Here is a 14,427-nt window from a genome sequence, read left to right as displayed (position 1 = left end):
GGACCAATGGCTTGAGCGGAGAACGCCCGGGTTTCTCCGCTCCTTGAGCTTACATGTCCGAAACAGGAGCCTCGTCATTCACCGTCACGGTGAAATCGCCCGACAGGATCGCGGCTTCCTTGGCCTTCACGGCTTCCAGAATCTCGGCCGGGATCAGAGCGTCATCGGTCACGATCGAGCCGCCGCCATGCTCCATGAAGGAATAGACGCCGTAATCGGCGCCCTCATAGGAGCCGTCGGCGACCTTGGCGATCGCGGTGTCGATGGTCGCTTCCATGTGCCAGATGGCGGAGGCGAGGATGGTTTCGGGGTAGTCGCCGGATGTGTCGATCACGTTGCCGATGGCTTTCACGCCGCGTTCGACGGCCGCATCAGAGACGCCGAAGCGCTCGGCATACATCACGTCCGCGCCTGCATCCATCATCGCGAAGGCGCTCTCCTTGGCCTTCGGCGGATCATACCAGCTGTCGATGAAGTTCACGAGGAACTTGACCTCGGGGTTCACCTCGCGCGCGCCTTCCATGAAGGCGTTCATCAGCCGGTTCACCTCCGGGATGGCGTAGCCGCCGACCATGCCGATCACGTTTGATTCGGAGGCAGCGCCGGCGATCATGCCGGTGAGGTAAGACGGCTCGTGGATGTAGTTGTCGAAGACCGAGAAATTCGGTTCCTGCGGCTGGAATGAAGACCCCATCAGGAAGCCGGTCTCGGGATAGTCGGCTGCAACCTTGCGCGCAGCGCGCTCCAGGCCGAACACCTCGCCGACGATCAGCTGGTGGCCGGCCTCGGCATATTCGCGCATCACGCGCTCATAGTCGGTGTTCGAGACGTTCTCCGAGAAGACATACTCGATATCGCCGCGCTCGGCTGCGGTGTTGAGGGCCATGTGAATGCGGCTGATCCATTGCTGCTCGACCGGCAGCGTGAAGATCGCGGCCACCTTGACCGCGTCTGCGGCGAAGGCCGCGCCGCTCGTGGCCAGCACTGTCAGCGCCGTGGCGCCGGCCAGCACCGCCCGCCGTCCGATCCGGGACGTGATTTTGATCATATGAACCTCCATGTTCGCCGGGATATCCGCGTTATGCCGCTTGTGGTCGCGATGAGACAGGCAGTCGCGCACCCTGGCAATCCTGCGCGTGACTTATCCTCAGGCAATTGCCTTCGAACAGGGCAGAGCGCCCAGTTGCGACATTATTATGCGGCTGACGCCCAAGGAAGAGGCAATTCCTGCGCGGGCAGACCGTCCCTGTGCAAAATCTGCACGGATCGCGCGATTTGCCTGCACGTCCGCCTGCGCGCAATAGGCCTATGCAACACGCCTTCCGCCCCCTTGCCTGGAGTCTTTTCGCTGCCGCCTCGCTCATCCTCGCCTGGGAACCGGCGCGATGGCTGGTGCGAAGCTGGCAGGATCCGGCCTATGATTCCATCGGCTATATCTATGCTGGCGCTGTCGCGGCATTGGCCCTGCGCGCGGTTCTGAGCGGCCAGCGGCGGGGGATTCCGTCCGAAAGGCTCGGCCTCTTCCTTGTGCTGGCGGCCGGGCTGCGCCTGGCGGCGCAGCTTCTGGCGATCAACCTTGTCGGGGGGATTGCCCTTGCGGCCGATCTCTACGCGCTTGCCAAGCTCGCGGGGCTGGAGCGCCGGCCCGTGCCGATCGCACCATTCTGGCTGTCGGTCTTGTTCCTCTTTTCGCTGCCAGTGGAGGCGGTGGTCGAGCGGCTGCTGGGCTTTCCGCTGCAGATGCTGTCCGCACAGCTCTCCTGCGCGCTGCTGGGGCTGGTCTTCGAGGAAACGGCTTGTGCCGGGATCCGGATCACGCTTGCCGGGCAGGATGTGCTGGTCGACCTGCCCTGCGCGGGCGCTTCGGGGCTGCTGCTCCTGCTTGGGTTCTTCGTTGCAATGAACGTCGTGATGCGCCCGCGCTGGTCCGTGACGCTGGTTTGGCTGGCGGTGACGCTGACGCTCGCGCTGCTGGGAAACAGCCTGCGGATCGCCCTGCTGGCGGCGGGTCTCGCGCATGGCATCGACACGATGGCAGAACCGCTGCATTCGCTGACCGGGCTTGTGACACTTGCTTTGTCCGCGGTGCCGCTGGCGCTTTGGTATCGGCCTGCGCCGGCGCGGCCTCCAGCGCAGCTCAGCGCCTTGCGCCCAATCTCCGCGCCGGTGCTTCTTGGCGCGGGCGTCGCCTGCTTCGTCGCCGCGCTCTGGATCGTCGCCCAACCTGCCCGGCCTGTCGATATTTCGCGCCCGGTGGCCCCGGCTGCCCTTCCCGCGCAGCTCGCCGGCCAGCTGCGCGCCGATATTCCGCTTTCTCCGCTGGAGAACCGGTATTTCCGCGCCTATGGCGGCGACGCGCAGAAAGCCCAATACGGCCCGCTCGGCCTGACCCGAATCCGGACCACCTCGCCGCTGCGGCACCTGCACAGCCCCGATGCCTGTCTGCGAGGCCTAGGGTTCGATGTCACCTTCCTTGGCACCCGCCATGACGGCGCTCCCGCAGCGATCTACCGTGCCACCGGGCCGGACGGGCGCAACTGGCAGGTTGCCGTCACCTTCATCGCGCCGGATGGGCGGATGGTGCCCAGTATCGGCGAGGCGGTCTGGCTCTGGCTGAACGGTCAGGACGGCCACTGGACCGCGCTGCAACGGATCACCCCGCTCGGGCTGCCCACACAGCACGCACAGGCACTGGAGGCCGCAGCCTTCGCCGCGCTGGACCTTTCCCCTTCCTATCCCCAAGACATTGAGGAGCCATCGTCATGGGACATACCCGTTTTCGTATCTTCCTGTTGCTGATGTTCGTCTTTGGCGCTCCTGCGCTCGCTGCGCCGGAGGCGCCCGCCGGACAGGTTCTGGGCGAGGTCGACGGGCAGGAGCTTGCCCTGCCCATGCTGCGCAGCGACTATCAGATCGACATTGCCGGCGATCTTGCCCGCGTGACCCTGACCCAGGTTTTCGAGAACCCGCACGGCGCGCCGATGCGGGCGGAATATCTCTTTCCACTGAACCGGCAGGCGGCGGTACATGCGATGGAGATGGAGCTCGGGGGCGAAACGATCCGGGCGCAGATCAAACGCAAGCAGGAGGCCGAAGCGGACTTCGCGGTGGCTGAGCAGGCGGGCAAGGCAGCGGCGCTTCTGACCCAGCACCGCCCCAACATGTTCACCCAGACCATCGCCAACCTTGTGCCCGGCCAGCCGGTCACCGTGCGGTTGAGCTATGTCCAGCCGGTGCCTCGCGTCGATGGCGCTTATGAATTGGTCGTGCCGCTGTTGGTCGTGCCGCGATACGAAGGTCCGCAAGGCGGAAGCACGGCGGTCACGGAGGCGGATGGCTGGGAGCTGAAGAAACTGCCAGTGGCGCAGGTTTTCGGGCTGGATCTGCCGGGTGAAATCGCGCCGGAGAGGGTCGGCCTGGATCTGTCGTTGCGCTCCGCGCTGCCGGTAATTTCGCTGACCTCCCTAACCCATCCGCTTGAGATCACGGAGACAGACGGAACCCACGAGGTCCGTTTCGCCGATGGCCGGGTGCTCGACAATCGCGACATGGTGATCCGCTACGTGCTTGGCGGCGAGGTCCCGACCGCGGGTGTGCTCGCTCATCGTGACGAGGCGGGCGGCTATCTCTCGCTGAGTGTCGAGCCGCCCCGCGCGCCCGAGACCATGCCGCCCACCGCACGCGAGATCGTTTTCGTGCTCGACAGTTCCGGCTCCATGGGCGGCGCACCGATGTCCGCCTCCAAGCGTTTCATGGCCGCCGCGCTGGACGGTCTGCGGCCGCATGACTATTTCCGCATCCTCTCCTTTTCCACCGAGATCGACCAGTTCGCGACCCGCGCTCTGCCCGCCAACCCTGCCAACCTGAAGGCCGGGCACCGGTTCCTGGGCGGGCTGGAGACCGGTGGCGGGACGGATATCTTCAGCGCTGTCCGGACCGCGCTGAGCGTGGATCAGCCGGAGAACACGCTGCGCATCGTTGTTTTCCTGACCGATGGCTATATCGGCGACGAAGCCAGCGTGCTGCGCGAGGTCCGCGGCCGGATCGGGGAGGCGCGGATCTACGCTTTCGGCGTCGGGTCCTCGGTCAATCGTTACTTGCTGGAGGGCATGGCCGAGGAGGGCCGGGGCTATGCGCGCTATGTCGACCCGACCGAGAGCAGCGCAGAGGCCGCCGAACAGTTTGCCGCCGACCTGCGCACGCCGCTCCTGACCGATATATCGGTCGACTGGGGCGGGTTGGACGTCTCCGAGGCCACGCCGGCCCGGCTGCCGGATCTCTTCGACGGCAATTCGCTCCGGCTGATGGCGCGGTTCGAGGGGGCGTTGCCGGAGGAGATCCGGGTCAATGGGCGCGTGGCGGGACAGTCCGCATCGTTGCCTGTCAGCCTGCGGGAGATCGCCGAAGAGAGCGCGGAAGTCGGGGCGGCCCTGCCGTTGAGCTGGGCGCGCAGCCGGATCGCTGATCACGAGCGCGGCCTTGCGGTGCGGGACGGAGACGCCACGGAGCGGGAGGTCGCGATCACCCGGCTGGGGCTCGATTTCGGACTTCAGAGCCGCTTCACCTCCTTCGTCGCGATCTCCGAGAGCGTGGTCAATCCGGAGGGCGGCGCGCGCCCGGCGTCGGTCCCGCTGCCGCAGGGGGGCGGTGTGCCGGTGACGGCCTATCCCGGCTTTGGCGGCGCTTCGACGCCCGAGCCGCAGGCGCTGTTCGGCCTTCTCTTGCTGGCCGCTTTCGGCGCGCTGCGGCTTCACCGTGGCACGCGGGACTGCTAAGGCGAAGGCAATGGAGGAAACGAGATGCAGGCCGCGTCGAACCAGATCCTGATCATCGATGACGACCCCGGAATCCGCGAAGTGATCGCCATCGCGCTGGAAGATGGTGGCTTGCGCTGCCGGCAGGCCAGCAACGGGCAGGCCGGGCTGGTGGAGCTTCGGCGCAGCCCCCCCGATCTCGTCATTCTCGATATCGGCATGCCGGAGATGGACGGTTTCGAGACCTGCCGGGCGATCCGCCGTCACTCCGCCGTGCCGATCCTCTTCCTCACGGCGCGGGACGAGGAGATAAACCGCATCCTCGGCTTCGAGCTTGGGGGCGATGACTACGTCACCAAACCTTTCAGCCCGCGCGAGCTGGTGCTGCGGGTCAAGGCGATCCTGGCGCGGGCCAATGGCGCGCTGCAACGGGAGGAGCGGCTGCGCCATGGGGTTCTCGAAATGGTGCCCGAGCGGCATCATTGCACGCTGGACGGCCAGTCGGTCGAGCTGACCGCGACCGAGTTCCAGCTCCTTGCCGCTCTTCTGCGGGCCGGCGAGCGGGTGCTGACCCGTGACCAGCTCATCCAGTCGGTCTATGGCGTCTCCGCACAGCATTCCGACCGGACCGTCGACAGCCATATCCGCAACCTGCGCCGCAAGGCGGCCGCGCTGGGGGTGCCGGATCTCGTGGCGACTGTGCATGGCGTCGGGCTGAAGCTGGGCACATGCCGGAGGTGAGCGTTCGGCGGAAATGGCGACCGCCGCTCTGGCTGCTGATCGCCGCGCTGGTGGCGCTGCTGACGGCGCTGCCACTGGTCGGGCTGGTGATGGCGCGGCTGGCCGATGACCAGTTCCTGCGTGAAACCGAGCGCAGCCTGATCGACCAGGCGGCCATTCTTGCCGCGTTGCATGCGGACGCGCTGGCCCGGGCCAAGGCGGAGGATCTCCCCGGTAACCCGCTTTCCGACGCTGCCCGGACGCGCCTGGCCGAGGATTTTCACCCGGTCGAGCCGCGCCTGTCGCTTGCGGACGCGGAGATCGACCCGCCGGCAGAGGCGGCTGAGGGTCCGGGGGGCGCGCTGCATCCCGATCATGAACGGCTCGCTGCCCCGTTGTCGGAGCTGGCGCAGAGTGTCCAGAAGACCACGCTGGTCGGCTACCGCTTCACCGATTCCGAGGGCCGGGTGATCGCGTCGAGCGGCGAGGGGATCGGGCGCTCGTTGGCGCATCTGCCCGAGGTCTCGGCGGCGCTTGCGGGCGAGGTCGCGACACGTCTGCGCTATCGCAAACCGCTGGAGACGCGTGATCGGATCGGTTCAATCAGTCGTGACACGCTGTTCCGGGTCCATGTCGCGCATCCGGTGATCCTCGGGGACCGGGTCGTCGGCGCGGTCCAACTCTCTCGCACGCCGGACGGGTTGATGGATTTCCTCTATCGCGAGCGCGCGCCGCTGACGGGTATGCTGGCCGGGATGGCCGTGGTGGCGCTGCTGGTCGGTTTTGTCTTCTGGCGCACGATCTCGGCGCCGATTCATGCCCTGCGCGACCAGAGCCAGGAGGTCGCGCGCGGTGCCCGCCCGGCGCCCGAGCCCTTGCGCCATTACGGCATGCGTGAGCTGGCCGAGCTGGGGGAGGGCCTGCTCTCCATGGCCGCCAGCCTGTCGGAGCGGTCCGAGGCGATTGGCACTTACACGCAACATGTCACCCACGAGCTGAAATCCCCTGTTACGACCATTGTCGGCGCCGCGGAGCTGCTGCAGATGGCGGGCGAGCGGCTCGAGCCGGAGCAACGGTCGCGCCTGCTGGCGCAGATCCATGCCGAGGGGCTGCGAATGGATGCGCTGCTGTCGCGGCTGCGCGAACTGGCGCGGGTGCGGAGCTTCTCTGGTGCAGAGAGCTGCGACCTGCAGGCGGGGGTGAAACGGATGCGGTCGGCTTTCCCGGAGCTGGAGCTGTCCGTGTCGGCCCCTGACGGGTGGCGTGTCGCGTTGTCGGAGGACGAGTTGGAGATCGTTCTGACCCAGCTTCTCCGCAATGCTGCGGAACATGGCGCCGGGAAGGTCGCGCTGGACGTCCGTCCCGAGGCACAAAGCCTGATCCTGCGCGACAACGGAGCCGGGATCTCGCCTGCCAATGCGGCGCGTCTCTTCGATCCCTTCTTCACCACCCGCCGTGAGGCGGGCGGCACGGGGATGGGGCTGGCCATCGTTGTCGCGATCCTGGAACGGCGGGGCGGGCGCATTTCGCTGGAGGACACCGCGCAAGGGGCGGCCTTCCGGCTTTATCTGCCGACAGAGCTGCGCGGCGCCTGATCCGGCGACCTTGTCTCTGCTTCCTGAGTGCCGTCGACGCGATCTCCGCGCGGCTCCGGCGGCGGTGTGAGCCACCAGCCATCAAGCGCAATGGAGCGCGGTACACCGCGCAGGACAAGCTCTCGTTTCATCGGGATCTCCTGTGACTGCCTGTCCCGGAAGGTGACCACGGGTTGCGCAATTGCCTTGCAGTGGTCGTGCAGGATTTGCGCAGATCACGCGGCATCGAGATTCTGGCGATGAAGATCGAGTTGCTTTTCGGCACGGTGTGGAAGGCTGGGCGCGGCGCGCCCAGATCCCCGATGCCGTTCACGGTTCAGTGCTATGGGCCACGAAGCCGCGCCATTGCGCAGAGATGGCCAGAGAGGGCACCCGTCGGCGTCAGACCGCGCAGGTCATGTCCTTGCCGCAGCACATCGGAGATTTGATCTTGCCCTCGCATTTCGGGCAGCGCGAGATTTGGACCTCGCTGCCATCGTCGAGTTTCAGCGTGTCGTTGACGAGCGGTTCGTTGCAATCGGCACATGTGGCGTTGACGCCCATGCCGCAGACAGCGCAGCGATAAGTTGCCATGTCTTTCCTCCAGTTGTCAGATCGCGAAGGTGCGGGAAACGCGCGCCAGCGTCAATCGTCTTGCCGGCTGGTCGCGAGGGCTGCTTTCCTGCGGCTCGAACCCTTGGAGCAAGGCGGGGGAGCCGGGTCAGGTCTCGTCCTGCCAGCGCCACCCCGGCACAAAACCCTCCAGGCAAGCGGCAACATCCCGTTCCGGCAAACCCTCCTCGCGCGTGAGAACAGCGACCATCCCGCGCCGGCTGTCCTCGACCACCTCGACAACATGCGACGCCAACCCGGCCTCGGACAGGGCCGCGTCGAAGACCCGCGCGATGGCTCGTTTGCGCAGCTCCGGCTTGAAGATCTTGCCGACCATGGTCAGCGGCATCGCTTCGACGATCTCGATATATTTCGGTGTGGCGGCGCGTTCCCAGATGTGCTCGCGCGCGAAGTCCTGCAGCTCTGTTGCCGAGATCGTGGCCCCGTCGACCAGTTCGACATAGGCGCAGGGCAACTCGCCCGAATGGATGTCCGGCTGGCCGATGGCGGCGACGAGCGCCACGCCGTGATGTGCGATCAACGCCTCTTCGATCTCGGCTGGGTCGATATTGTGCCCGCCCCGGATGATCAGGTCCTTGGCCCGTCCGGTGATCCAGAGATAGCCATCCGCGTCGAGCCGACCGAGATCGCCCGTGCGCAGCCAGGTCTCGTCGGCATAGAGGCCGGCATTGCGCGCGGCCTCGATATAGGTGCGTCCGGGCAGCACCCCGGGCGAGGAGACGCAGATCTCCCCGATCTCGTCGATCCGACACTCGGCGCGGGTCTCGTCATCGGCGCCGATATCGAGTACCCGCACCTTGCAGAACGGTACCGGAAGGCCGACCGAGCCGATCTTGCTTTCGTCGCCACCGGGGGTGATCGAGACCATGCAGGTATTCTCCGTCATCCCGTAGCCTTCGAGAATCGACAACCCCGTTGCGTCCTCGAACCGCCGGAACAGTTCCATCGGCATCGGCGCCGAGCCGGATACGGCGAACCGCAGGGTGGAGACGTCCGCATCCACGGGGCGCTGCATCAGCGCGGCGACGGCTGTCGGCACGACGACCGCAATGCTGGCCCGGTAGCGTTCGACCAGCTTCCAGTAATTGTCGAAAACGCCGTCGCCGCGATACCCCTGAGGGGTTGGCAGCACGATCTGCGCCCCGCTCTGCAACGCCAGCCCGAGCGCCACATGCCCGGCCATGACATGGAAGAGCGGCAGTGGACAGAGCAGGACATCCTCTGGCCCGCAGACCGCATCCGCGAACATCCAGCCCTGGTAGAGCACGCCCGAGACCATGTGCTGGGCCACTTTGGGAGCGCCGGTCGTTCCGCCGGTATGAAAGAGGGCCGCCATGCGGTCGTCCGGGCCGTCCTCGAAGGTCAGCCGATCCGACGGGTGTTTGGCCAGTTCGCGGGAGAACCGAAAAATCCGTGCGTGGTGCTTGTTGGGATTGCGCGGGCGGATGACATTGACGATGCCGGCCTTGAGCGGCGGCAGGTAGCCGGCGAGATCGACCTCCAGCAACGTCGTGACGTTGGGCGCGAAGGCGACGGCCTGCGCGGCCTTCTGGGCGATGTCAGTCTTGGGGATCGCGCGCAGGGTGACCACCACCTTCGCGTTCGTCTCCCGCAGGATCGCCGAGATCTGTTCGGCCTCCAGCAGCGGATTGATCGGGTTGACGATCCCGGCCGTCATCGCGCCGAGCATGGCGACGACCGTCTCGCAGCAATTCGGCATGACGAGCGCGACAACATCCCCCGGCCCGACCCCATGCGCACGGAAGAGATTGGCGCATTGGGTGACCTGTGCCAGCAGTTCGGAATAGCTCAACGTGCGGCCGGGATCCTGCGGGCTCGAGGTGAGCTGGAAGCTCAGCACCGGGCGGTTGCCGTGAGCGGCGGCGCTGTGGCTGAGCATCTCGTGGATGGTCCGAAAGGGCCGATGCGCCTCCCAGTCTGTCGTCTTCGACAGATCGCGCCGTGCCGCGAGAACCTCCTGCATGGACATGGTTTCCTCCCCTTCGCCTCTGCCCGGTCGTTCCGGGCTGTCTATCATCGCGACCTGCCGCCGCGGGCCGCTCATTTCGCGGATGACGCAACGTTGCGCGCATCATAGCAGGTTTTGCGCCCCGGACCCGTCACGCATTGGCGCCACTCCCATGCGCGCCCTGCCCGGCGACAAATCGCCCGCTCCACGGGCATTTCGGCACTGTCTTGCCCCTGTCATCTGCACCTGCTCTTTCTGATGGCCGGCACCTGCCCGCCGGTGCTTGCATCGGGCGGAAAAACGGGAAAGCATGGCACATGGAAAGACCATCTCTGAAAAGCTGGGCTGAAGCGGCCCCCCGCCTTGTCGCCGTGGCCGCCGGCCGCGATACCGCCGACCTCGTGATCCGGCAGGGGATCTGGGTCAATGTCCAGAGCCGTGAGCTGCTGCCCGGCCATGACATCGCCATTGCCGAAGGGCGGATCGCCTATGTCGGTCCGGACGCAAGCCATTGTATCGGCGACAAAACGAAGGTGATCGAAGCCGAGGGGCGTTACATGCTCCCGGGTCTCTGCGACGGCCATATGCATGTGGAATCCGGGATGCTCACCCCGGCTGAATTCGCCCGCGCCGTGATCCCGCATGGCACCACGAGCATGTTCACGGACCCCCACGAGATCGCCAATGTGCTCGGGCTGGAGGGCGTCCGCCTGATGCATGACGAGGCGTTGTTGCAACCTGTCAATATCTTCACCCAGATGCCCTCCTGCGCGCCCTCTGCGCCGGGGCTGGAGACCACCGGTTTCGAGATCACGCCCGAGGACGTGTCGCAAGCGATGCAATGGCCCGGGATCATCGGGCTGGGCGAGATGATGAATTTCCCCGGCGTGATTGGTGCGGACCCGAAGATGCTGGCTGAGATCGCCGCTACGCAGAACGCGGGCAAGACCGTGGGCGGTCACTACGCCTCCCCGGATCTCGGCCCCGCTTTCCACGCCTATGCCGCCGGGGGCCCGGCGGATGATCACGAGGGCACGCAGGAGGCCGACGCCATCGCCCGTGTCCGGCAAGGGATGCGTGCCATGCTCCGGCTCGGCTCGGCCTGGTATGATGTCGAGAGCCAGATCACGGCCGTGACCGAGAAAGGGCTCGACCCGCGCAATTTCATAATCTGCACCGATGACTGCCATTCCGGCACGCTGGTCAACGAGGGCCACATGAACCGCGCCTATCGTCATGCGGTCGCCTGTGGCTGTGATCCGCTGGTGGCGCTGCAGATGATGACCATCAACACCGCCGCCCATTTCGGCCTTGAACGCGAGCTGGGGTCAATTGCGCCGGGGCGGCGGGCCGATATCATCCTTTCTTCCGATTTCCATGCGCTTTCCGTCGAGACGGTGATCGCGCGCGGTCAGGTCGTGGCCGAGAACGGGACGATCACAGTCGATTGCCCGCATCTCGACTGGCCGGACCATGCCCGCTCCACGGTCCATCTCGGCAAGACGCTCGGCGCGGCGGATTTCGAGATTCCCGCACCGGCGGGCGCGAACGGCGTCCGAGTCCGGGTGATCGGTGTGGTCGAGAACCAGGCGCCGACGCGGGCGCTATCCGCCGATTTGCCGGTGGTGGAGGGTCTCATCGAGGCCGAGGGTGCGGTTTGCCAGATCGCGTTGGTCGAGCGGCACCGGGCAACCGGCGCGGTGACCAACGCTTTTGTCGAGGGGTTCGGTTACGAGGGCCGCATGGCCATGGCCTCCACGGTCGCCCATGACAGCCATCACATGATCGTCGTCGGCACCTCGCGGGCCGACATGGCGCTGGCAGCGAACCGGCTGGGCGAGGTGGGCGGCGGCGTGGTGTTCTTTGCCGACGGGGTCGAACAGGCGCTGGTCGAGCTTCCGATTGCTGGGCTGATGTCGGATGATAAAGCCGAGACGGTGGCCGCGAAGGCTGAAGCGCTTGGCGCGGCGATGGAGGCTGCGGGCTGCAAGCTCAACAATGCCTATATGCAACATTCCCTGCTGGCGCTTGTCGTGATCCCGGAGCTGCGGATCTCGGACAAGGGGCTGGTGGACGTGACGAAATTCGAGACGACCGAACTGGTCGAGAAAGTCCTGCAATGAACGACATGACGCCGGTTGTGACGCCGGAAATGCCCGAGCGGGCGCTCTATCGCGATCCGGAGGCGGCGGTCGACCGGCTGATCGATATCTACGAGAAATCTGTCGCGTTTCTGACGGAGAAATTCAGCGCCTGCCTGTCGGGCGAGAAGCCGCCGCATCGCTATCGCGCCTTTTATCCCGAGATCCGCCTTGTCTCGACGAGCTTCGTCGAGGCGGATTCGCGACTGGCTTTCGGTCATGTGACTGAGCCAGGAGTCTATGCGACCACTGTCACGCGGCCGGATCTCTTCCGCAACTACCTGATCCAGCAGATCGGGCTGGTGCTGAAGACGCATGGGCAGGCGGTGATGATCGGCGCCTCGGACACGCCGATCCCGGTGCATTTCGCGGTGCTGAATGATGCGCGCCTTTCCGTGCCGCAGGAAGGTGCGACGGATTTCCAGATGCGGGACGTGTTCGACGTGCCGGATCTCGCCACGACCAATGACGATATCGTCAATGGCTATGGCTTCACTTATGCCGATGGCGCCCGCCCGTTGGCGCAGTTCACCGCCCAACGTGTGGACTATTCGCTGGCGCGGCTGAGCCATTACACGGCCACCGGGCCGCATCATTTCCAGAACCACGTGCTCTTCACCAACTACCAGTTCTATGTCGAGGAGTTCGAGGCCTATGCCCGCTCGGCGCTGAACGATCCGGACAGTGGCTACACGTCTTTCGTTGCGCCGGGAAATATCGAGATCACGGATGGGGATACGCCCATTCCCGAGCCCTCCAAGATGCCGCAAATGCCGACCTACCATCTCAAGCGCAAGAATGGTGGCGGAATCACGCTGGTCAATATCGGCGTGGGGCCGTCCAACGCCAAGACAGCAACCGACCATATCGCCGTGCTGCGCCCGCATGCGTGGTTGATGGTGGGACATTGCGCGGGGCTGCGGAACAGCCAGGCGCTGGGCGATTTCGTCCTCGCCCATGCCTATCTGCGCGAGGATAAGGTGCTCGATGACGATCTGCCGGTCTGGGTGCCGATCCCGCCGCTGGCGGAGGTGCAAGTCGCGCTTGAGGACGCGGTCGAGCAGGTGACCGAGTTGGAAGGCTATGATCTCAAGCGGATCATGCGGACGGGCACCGTGGCCTCTGTCGACAACCGCAACTGGGAGTTGAGAGACCAGACCGGACCGGTGCAACGGCTGAGCCAGAGCCGGGCGATTGCACTGGACATGGAGAGCGCGACGATCGCGGCCAACGGGTTCCGTTTCCGGGTCCCCTACGGCACGCTTCTGTGCGTTTCGGACAAGCCCCTGCATGGCGAGTTGAAACTGCCGGGCATGGCGAGCGAGTTCTACAAGACGCAGGTTGCGCGCCACCTTTTGATCGGGATACGAGCGATGGAATTGCTCCGTGGGATGCCGCTGGAACGGTTGCATTCGCGGAAATTACGCAGTTTTGAGGAAACAGCCTTCCTCTGACCCTGCAAAAATTCGTAAAAACCCCTTGTTTTCCTAATCAAACAGCCACAAAACGTTGTGGGCTGAGCCAACATGGCGTAGAATCAGTCGAATAAGCCCCAATAGAATGGGCAACAAACGAGGAGACCATACATGGCCACCAAACCGATGACCAAGACGCAGCTTGTTGCCGCTATTGCGGAGGCAATGGAAGCCGACAAGAAAACCGCGACCGCAGCGCTCGATGCCGTGACCGGCATCATTACCAATGAAGTGTCCGGCGGCGGTGCCGTGACCCTGCCCGGGATTGGCAAGATCTATTGCCGCGAACGTCCTGCGCGTCAGGTCCGCAACCCGGCCACCGGCGACATGATCGACAAAGAAGCCGACAAGGTCGTGAAAATGACGATCGCCAAGGCGCTGAAGGATTCTGTCAACGCCTGAGGCAGATCGAGCTTTCACGCTTGAGTTGAGGGGGTCGCCTTGAGGCGGCCTCTTTTCTTTTGTGGCCGGGTCACATGCCAGGGAAATCCTGCATGCGCTGCCGAAGAAAGTCATTCGCAGCGTTGTGGAACCGAACGTTTCCGCCGCGGGCGGCGAAACTGGCCTGTATCGCTGCCAGATGCGCCTCGAATGGCGTCCAGGCCGGGTCCGACGTATCGCCCGGGGCGCGTTCATAGGCATCGAAGCTCGACTGTGCGCGCCGGATCGGGCTGACCATGTCATCAAGCCCGAGATGTCGCGCCCCGGCGATCATCCGGTCGAAATCGGCCGGCGTCCAATGTGCGAGCGCCCATTCGATCCCCTCGCTCTCGAAGGTTATGTCGATGAAGCCGGCCGCGTCGATCACGGTCTCGATCTGCTCAAGCTCCACGCTCCCGTCTTGGGGCCAGGCCAGCTTCAGATAGGCACCGACGCTCCCGTAGAAATCCTCCGCGTCGACCTGGTCCAGCATGGCCTTGCGGGCGGCATCGCATTTCCGCCGATGTTCCGCGCGGTCCCGCTGGCGGCTCCTGGCCACGCTCACCGTCGCATTAATGCGTGGACCGAAGGCCAGCACGGCGATAGCGCCCAGCATAAGGACCAGGATCCCCGGGTTGTCACGCAACACGTCGATCACGATATTTGCGCCGCGCATGGTCTGATCTCCATTCATTTCGCCAGGCAAAGGATGCCGTGGGTCATCGCGGGTCAAGACGGCGC

Annotated in this window: 12 protein-coding genes; 7 read left to right on the top strand and 5 right to left on the bottom strand. The window is 65.2% G+C overall.

The genetic code is table 11. The annotated features are described in order from the left end of the window. Window positions 1-49: 49 nt before the first annotated feature. Window positions 50-1,048, bottom strand: coding sequence for a BMP family protein (locus R3X27_RS00750; RefSeq protein ID WP_317706898.1), 999 nt, complete (start codon window positions 1,046-1,048; stop codon window positions 50-52). Between the two features lie 260 nt (window positions 1,049-1,308). Here R3X27_RS00750 and xrtT point away from each other — a divergent pair, with 260 nt between their 5' ends. The 4 genes from xrtT to R3X27_RS00730 are packed head-to-tail and all read left to right on the top strand — an operon-like array spanning window position 1,309 to window position 7,069. After that, window positions 1,309-2,799 (top strand): exosortase T, encoded by a 1,491-nt coding sequence (gene xrtT / locus R3X27_RS00745; protein ID WP_317706897.1) that lies wholly within the window; start codon window positions 1,309-1,311, stop codon window positions 2,797-2,799. Beyond that, window positions 2,763-4,775, top strand: coding sequence for a VIT and VWA domain-containing protein (locus tag R3X27_RS00740; RefSeq protein WP_317706896.1), 2,013 nt, complete (start codon window positions 2,763-2,765; stop codon window positions 4,773-4,775). The genes xrtT and R3X27_RS00740 overlap by 37 nt, the downstream gene beginning before the upstream one ends. A gap of 24 nt (window positions 4,776-4,799) precedes the next feature. Beyond that, window positions 4,800-5,495, top strand: coding sequence for a response regulator transcription factor (locus R3X27_RS00735; protein ID WP_317706895.1), 696 nt, complete (start codon window positions 4,800-4,802; stop codon window positions 5,493-5,495). After that, window positions 5,483-7,069, top strand: coding sequence for an ATP-binding protein (locus tag R3X27_RS00730; RefSeq protein ID WP_317706894.1), 1,587 nt, complete (start codon window positions 5,483-5,485; stop codon window positions 7,067-7,069). The genes R3X27_RS00735 and R3X27_RS00730 overlap by 13 nt, the downstream gene beginning before the upstream one ends. Here the strand turns inward: R3X27_RS00730 and R3X27_RS00725 are convergent. The 3 genes from R3X27_RS00725 to R3X27_RS00715 all read right to left on the bottom strand — a co-directional run bounded on the left by R3X27_RS00725 (window position 7,039) and on the right by R3X27_RS00715 (window position 9,671). After that, a complete protein-coding gene (locus R3X27_RS00725) occupies window positions 7,039-7,200 on the bottom strand; it encodes a hypothetical protein (protein ID WP_317706893.1) in 162 nt (53 codons plus the stop codon). The genes R3X27_RS00730 and R3X27_RS00725 overlap by 31 nt on opposite strands. Window positions 7,201-7,450: 250 nt before the next feature. Beyond that, on the bottom strand, window positions 7,451-7,642 hold the full coding sequence (locus R3X27_RS00720) for a hypothetical protein (protein ID WP_317706892.1): 192 nt from the start codon (window positions 7,640-7,642) through the stop codon (window positions 7,451-7,453). Window positions 7,643-7,769: 127 nt separating this feature from the next. Then, a complete protein-coding gene (locus R3X27_RS00715; RefSeq protein WP_411572441.1) occupies window positions 7,770-9,671 on the bottom strand; it encodes an acyl-CoA synthetase in 1,902 nt (633 codons plus the stop codon). A 296-nt stretch (window positions 9,672-9,967) separates the two neighbouring features. Here R3X27_RS00715 and ade point away from each other — a divergent pair, with 296 nt between their 5' ends. The 3 genes from ade (at window position 9,968) to R3X27_RS00700 (ending at window position 13,668) form a co-directional block, all read left to right on the top strand. Then, window positions 9,968-11,773: an adenine deaminase gene (gene ade / locus R3X27_RS00710; RefSeq protein ID WP_317706890.1), complete on the top strand. Its 1,806-nt coding sequence runs from the start codon at window positions 9,968-9,970 to the stop codon at window positions 11,771-11,773. A gap of 5 nt (window positions 11,774-11,778) precedes the next feature. Beyond that, complete coding sequence (locus tag R3X27_RS00705; RefSeq protein WP_411572449.1) at window positions 11,779-13,245, top strand: AMP nucleosidase; 1,467 nt, start codon at window positions 11,779-11,781, stop codon at window positions 13,243-13,245. 132 nt (window positions 13,246-13,377) lie between these two features. Beyond that, window positions 13,378-13,668 (top strand): HU family DNA-binding protein, encoded by a 291-nt coding sequence (locus R3X27_RS00700; protein ID WP_317706888.1) that lies wholly within the window; start codon window positions 13,378-13,380, stop codon window positions 13,666-13,668. A gap of 70 nt (window positions 13,669-13,738) precedes the next feature. Here R3X27_RS00700 and R3X27_RS00695 read toward each other — a convergent pair whose 3' ends face one another. Beyond that, on the bottom strand, window positions 13,739-14,362 hold the full coding sequence (locus R3X27_RS00695; RefSeq protein ID WP_317706887.1) for a hypothetical protein: 624 nt from the start codon (window positions 14,360-14,362) through the stop codon (window positions 13,739-13,741). Between the last annotated feature and the right edge of the window lie 65 nt (window positions 14,363-14,427).

Source organism: Tropicimonas sp. TH_r6 (assembly GCF_033101155.1).
Taxonomy (GTDB): domain Bacteria; phylum Pseudomonadota; class Alphaproteobacteria; order Rhodobacterales; family Rhodobacteraceae; genus Tropicimonas.
The sequence above is the reverse complement of the archived record's forward strand: the minus strand, read 5'-3'. Positions and strand labels throughout refer to the sequence as shown.

Coding starts and splice junctions, on each gene's coding strand:
- R3X27_RS00700 (WP_317706888.1), top strand. CDS start 13,378: ATGGCCACCAAACCGATGACCAAGACGCAGCTTGTTGCCGCTATTGCG.
- xrtT (WP_317706897.1), top strand. CDS start 1,309: ATGCAACACGCCTTCCGCCCCCTTGCCTGGAGTCTTTTCGCTGCCGCC.
- R3X27_RS00695 (WP_317706887.1), bottom strand. CDS start 14,362: ATGCGCGGCGCAAATATCGTGATCGACGTGTTGCGTGACAACCCGGGG.
- R3X27_RS00725 (WP_317706893.1), bottom strand. CDS start 7,200: ATGAAACGAGAGCTTGTCCTGCGCGGTGTACCGCGCTCCATTGCGCTT.
- R3X27_RS00740 (WP_317706896.1), top strand. CDS start 2,763: ATGGGACATACCCGTTTTCGTATCTTCCTGTTGCTGATGTTCGTCTTT.
- R3X27_RS00730 (WP_317706894.1), top strand. CDS start 5,483: ATGCCGGAGGTGAGCGTTCGGCGGAAATGGCGACCGCCGCTCTGGCTG.
- R3X27_RS00715 (WP_411572441.1), bottom strand. CDS start 9,671: ATGTCCATGCAGGAGGTTCTCGCGGCACGGCGCGATCTGTCGAAGACG.
- R3X27_RS00735 (WP_317706895.1), top strand. CDS start 4,800: ATGCAGGCCGCGTCGAACCAGATCCTGATCATCGATGACGACCCCGGA.
- R3X27_RS00705 (WP_411572449.1), top strand. CDS start 11,779: ATGACGCCGGTTGTGACGCCGGAAATGCCCGAGCGGGCGCTCTATCGC.
- R3X27_RS00750 (WP_317706898.1), bottom strand. CDS start 1,048: ATGATCAAAATCACGTCCCGGATCGGACGGCGGGCGGTGCTGGCCGGC.
- R3X27_RS00720 (WP_317706892.1), bottom strand. CDS start 7,642: ATGGCAACTTATCGCTGCGCTGTCTGCGGCATGGGCGTCAACGCCACA.
- ade (WP_317706890.1), top strand. CDS start 9,968: ATGGAAAGACCATCTCTGAAAAGCTGGGCTGAAGCGGCCCCCCGCCTT.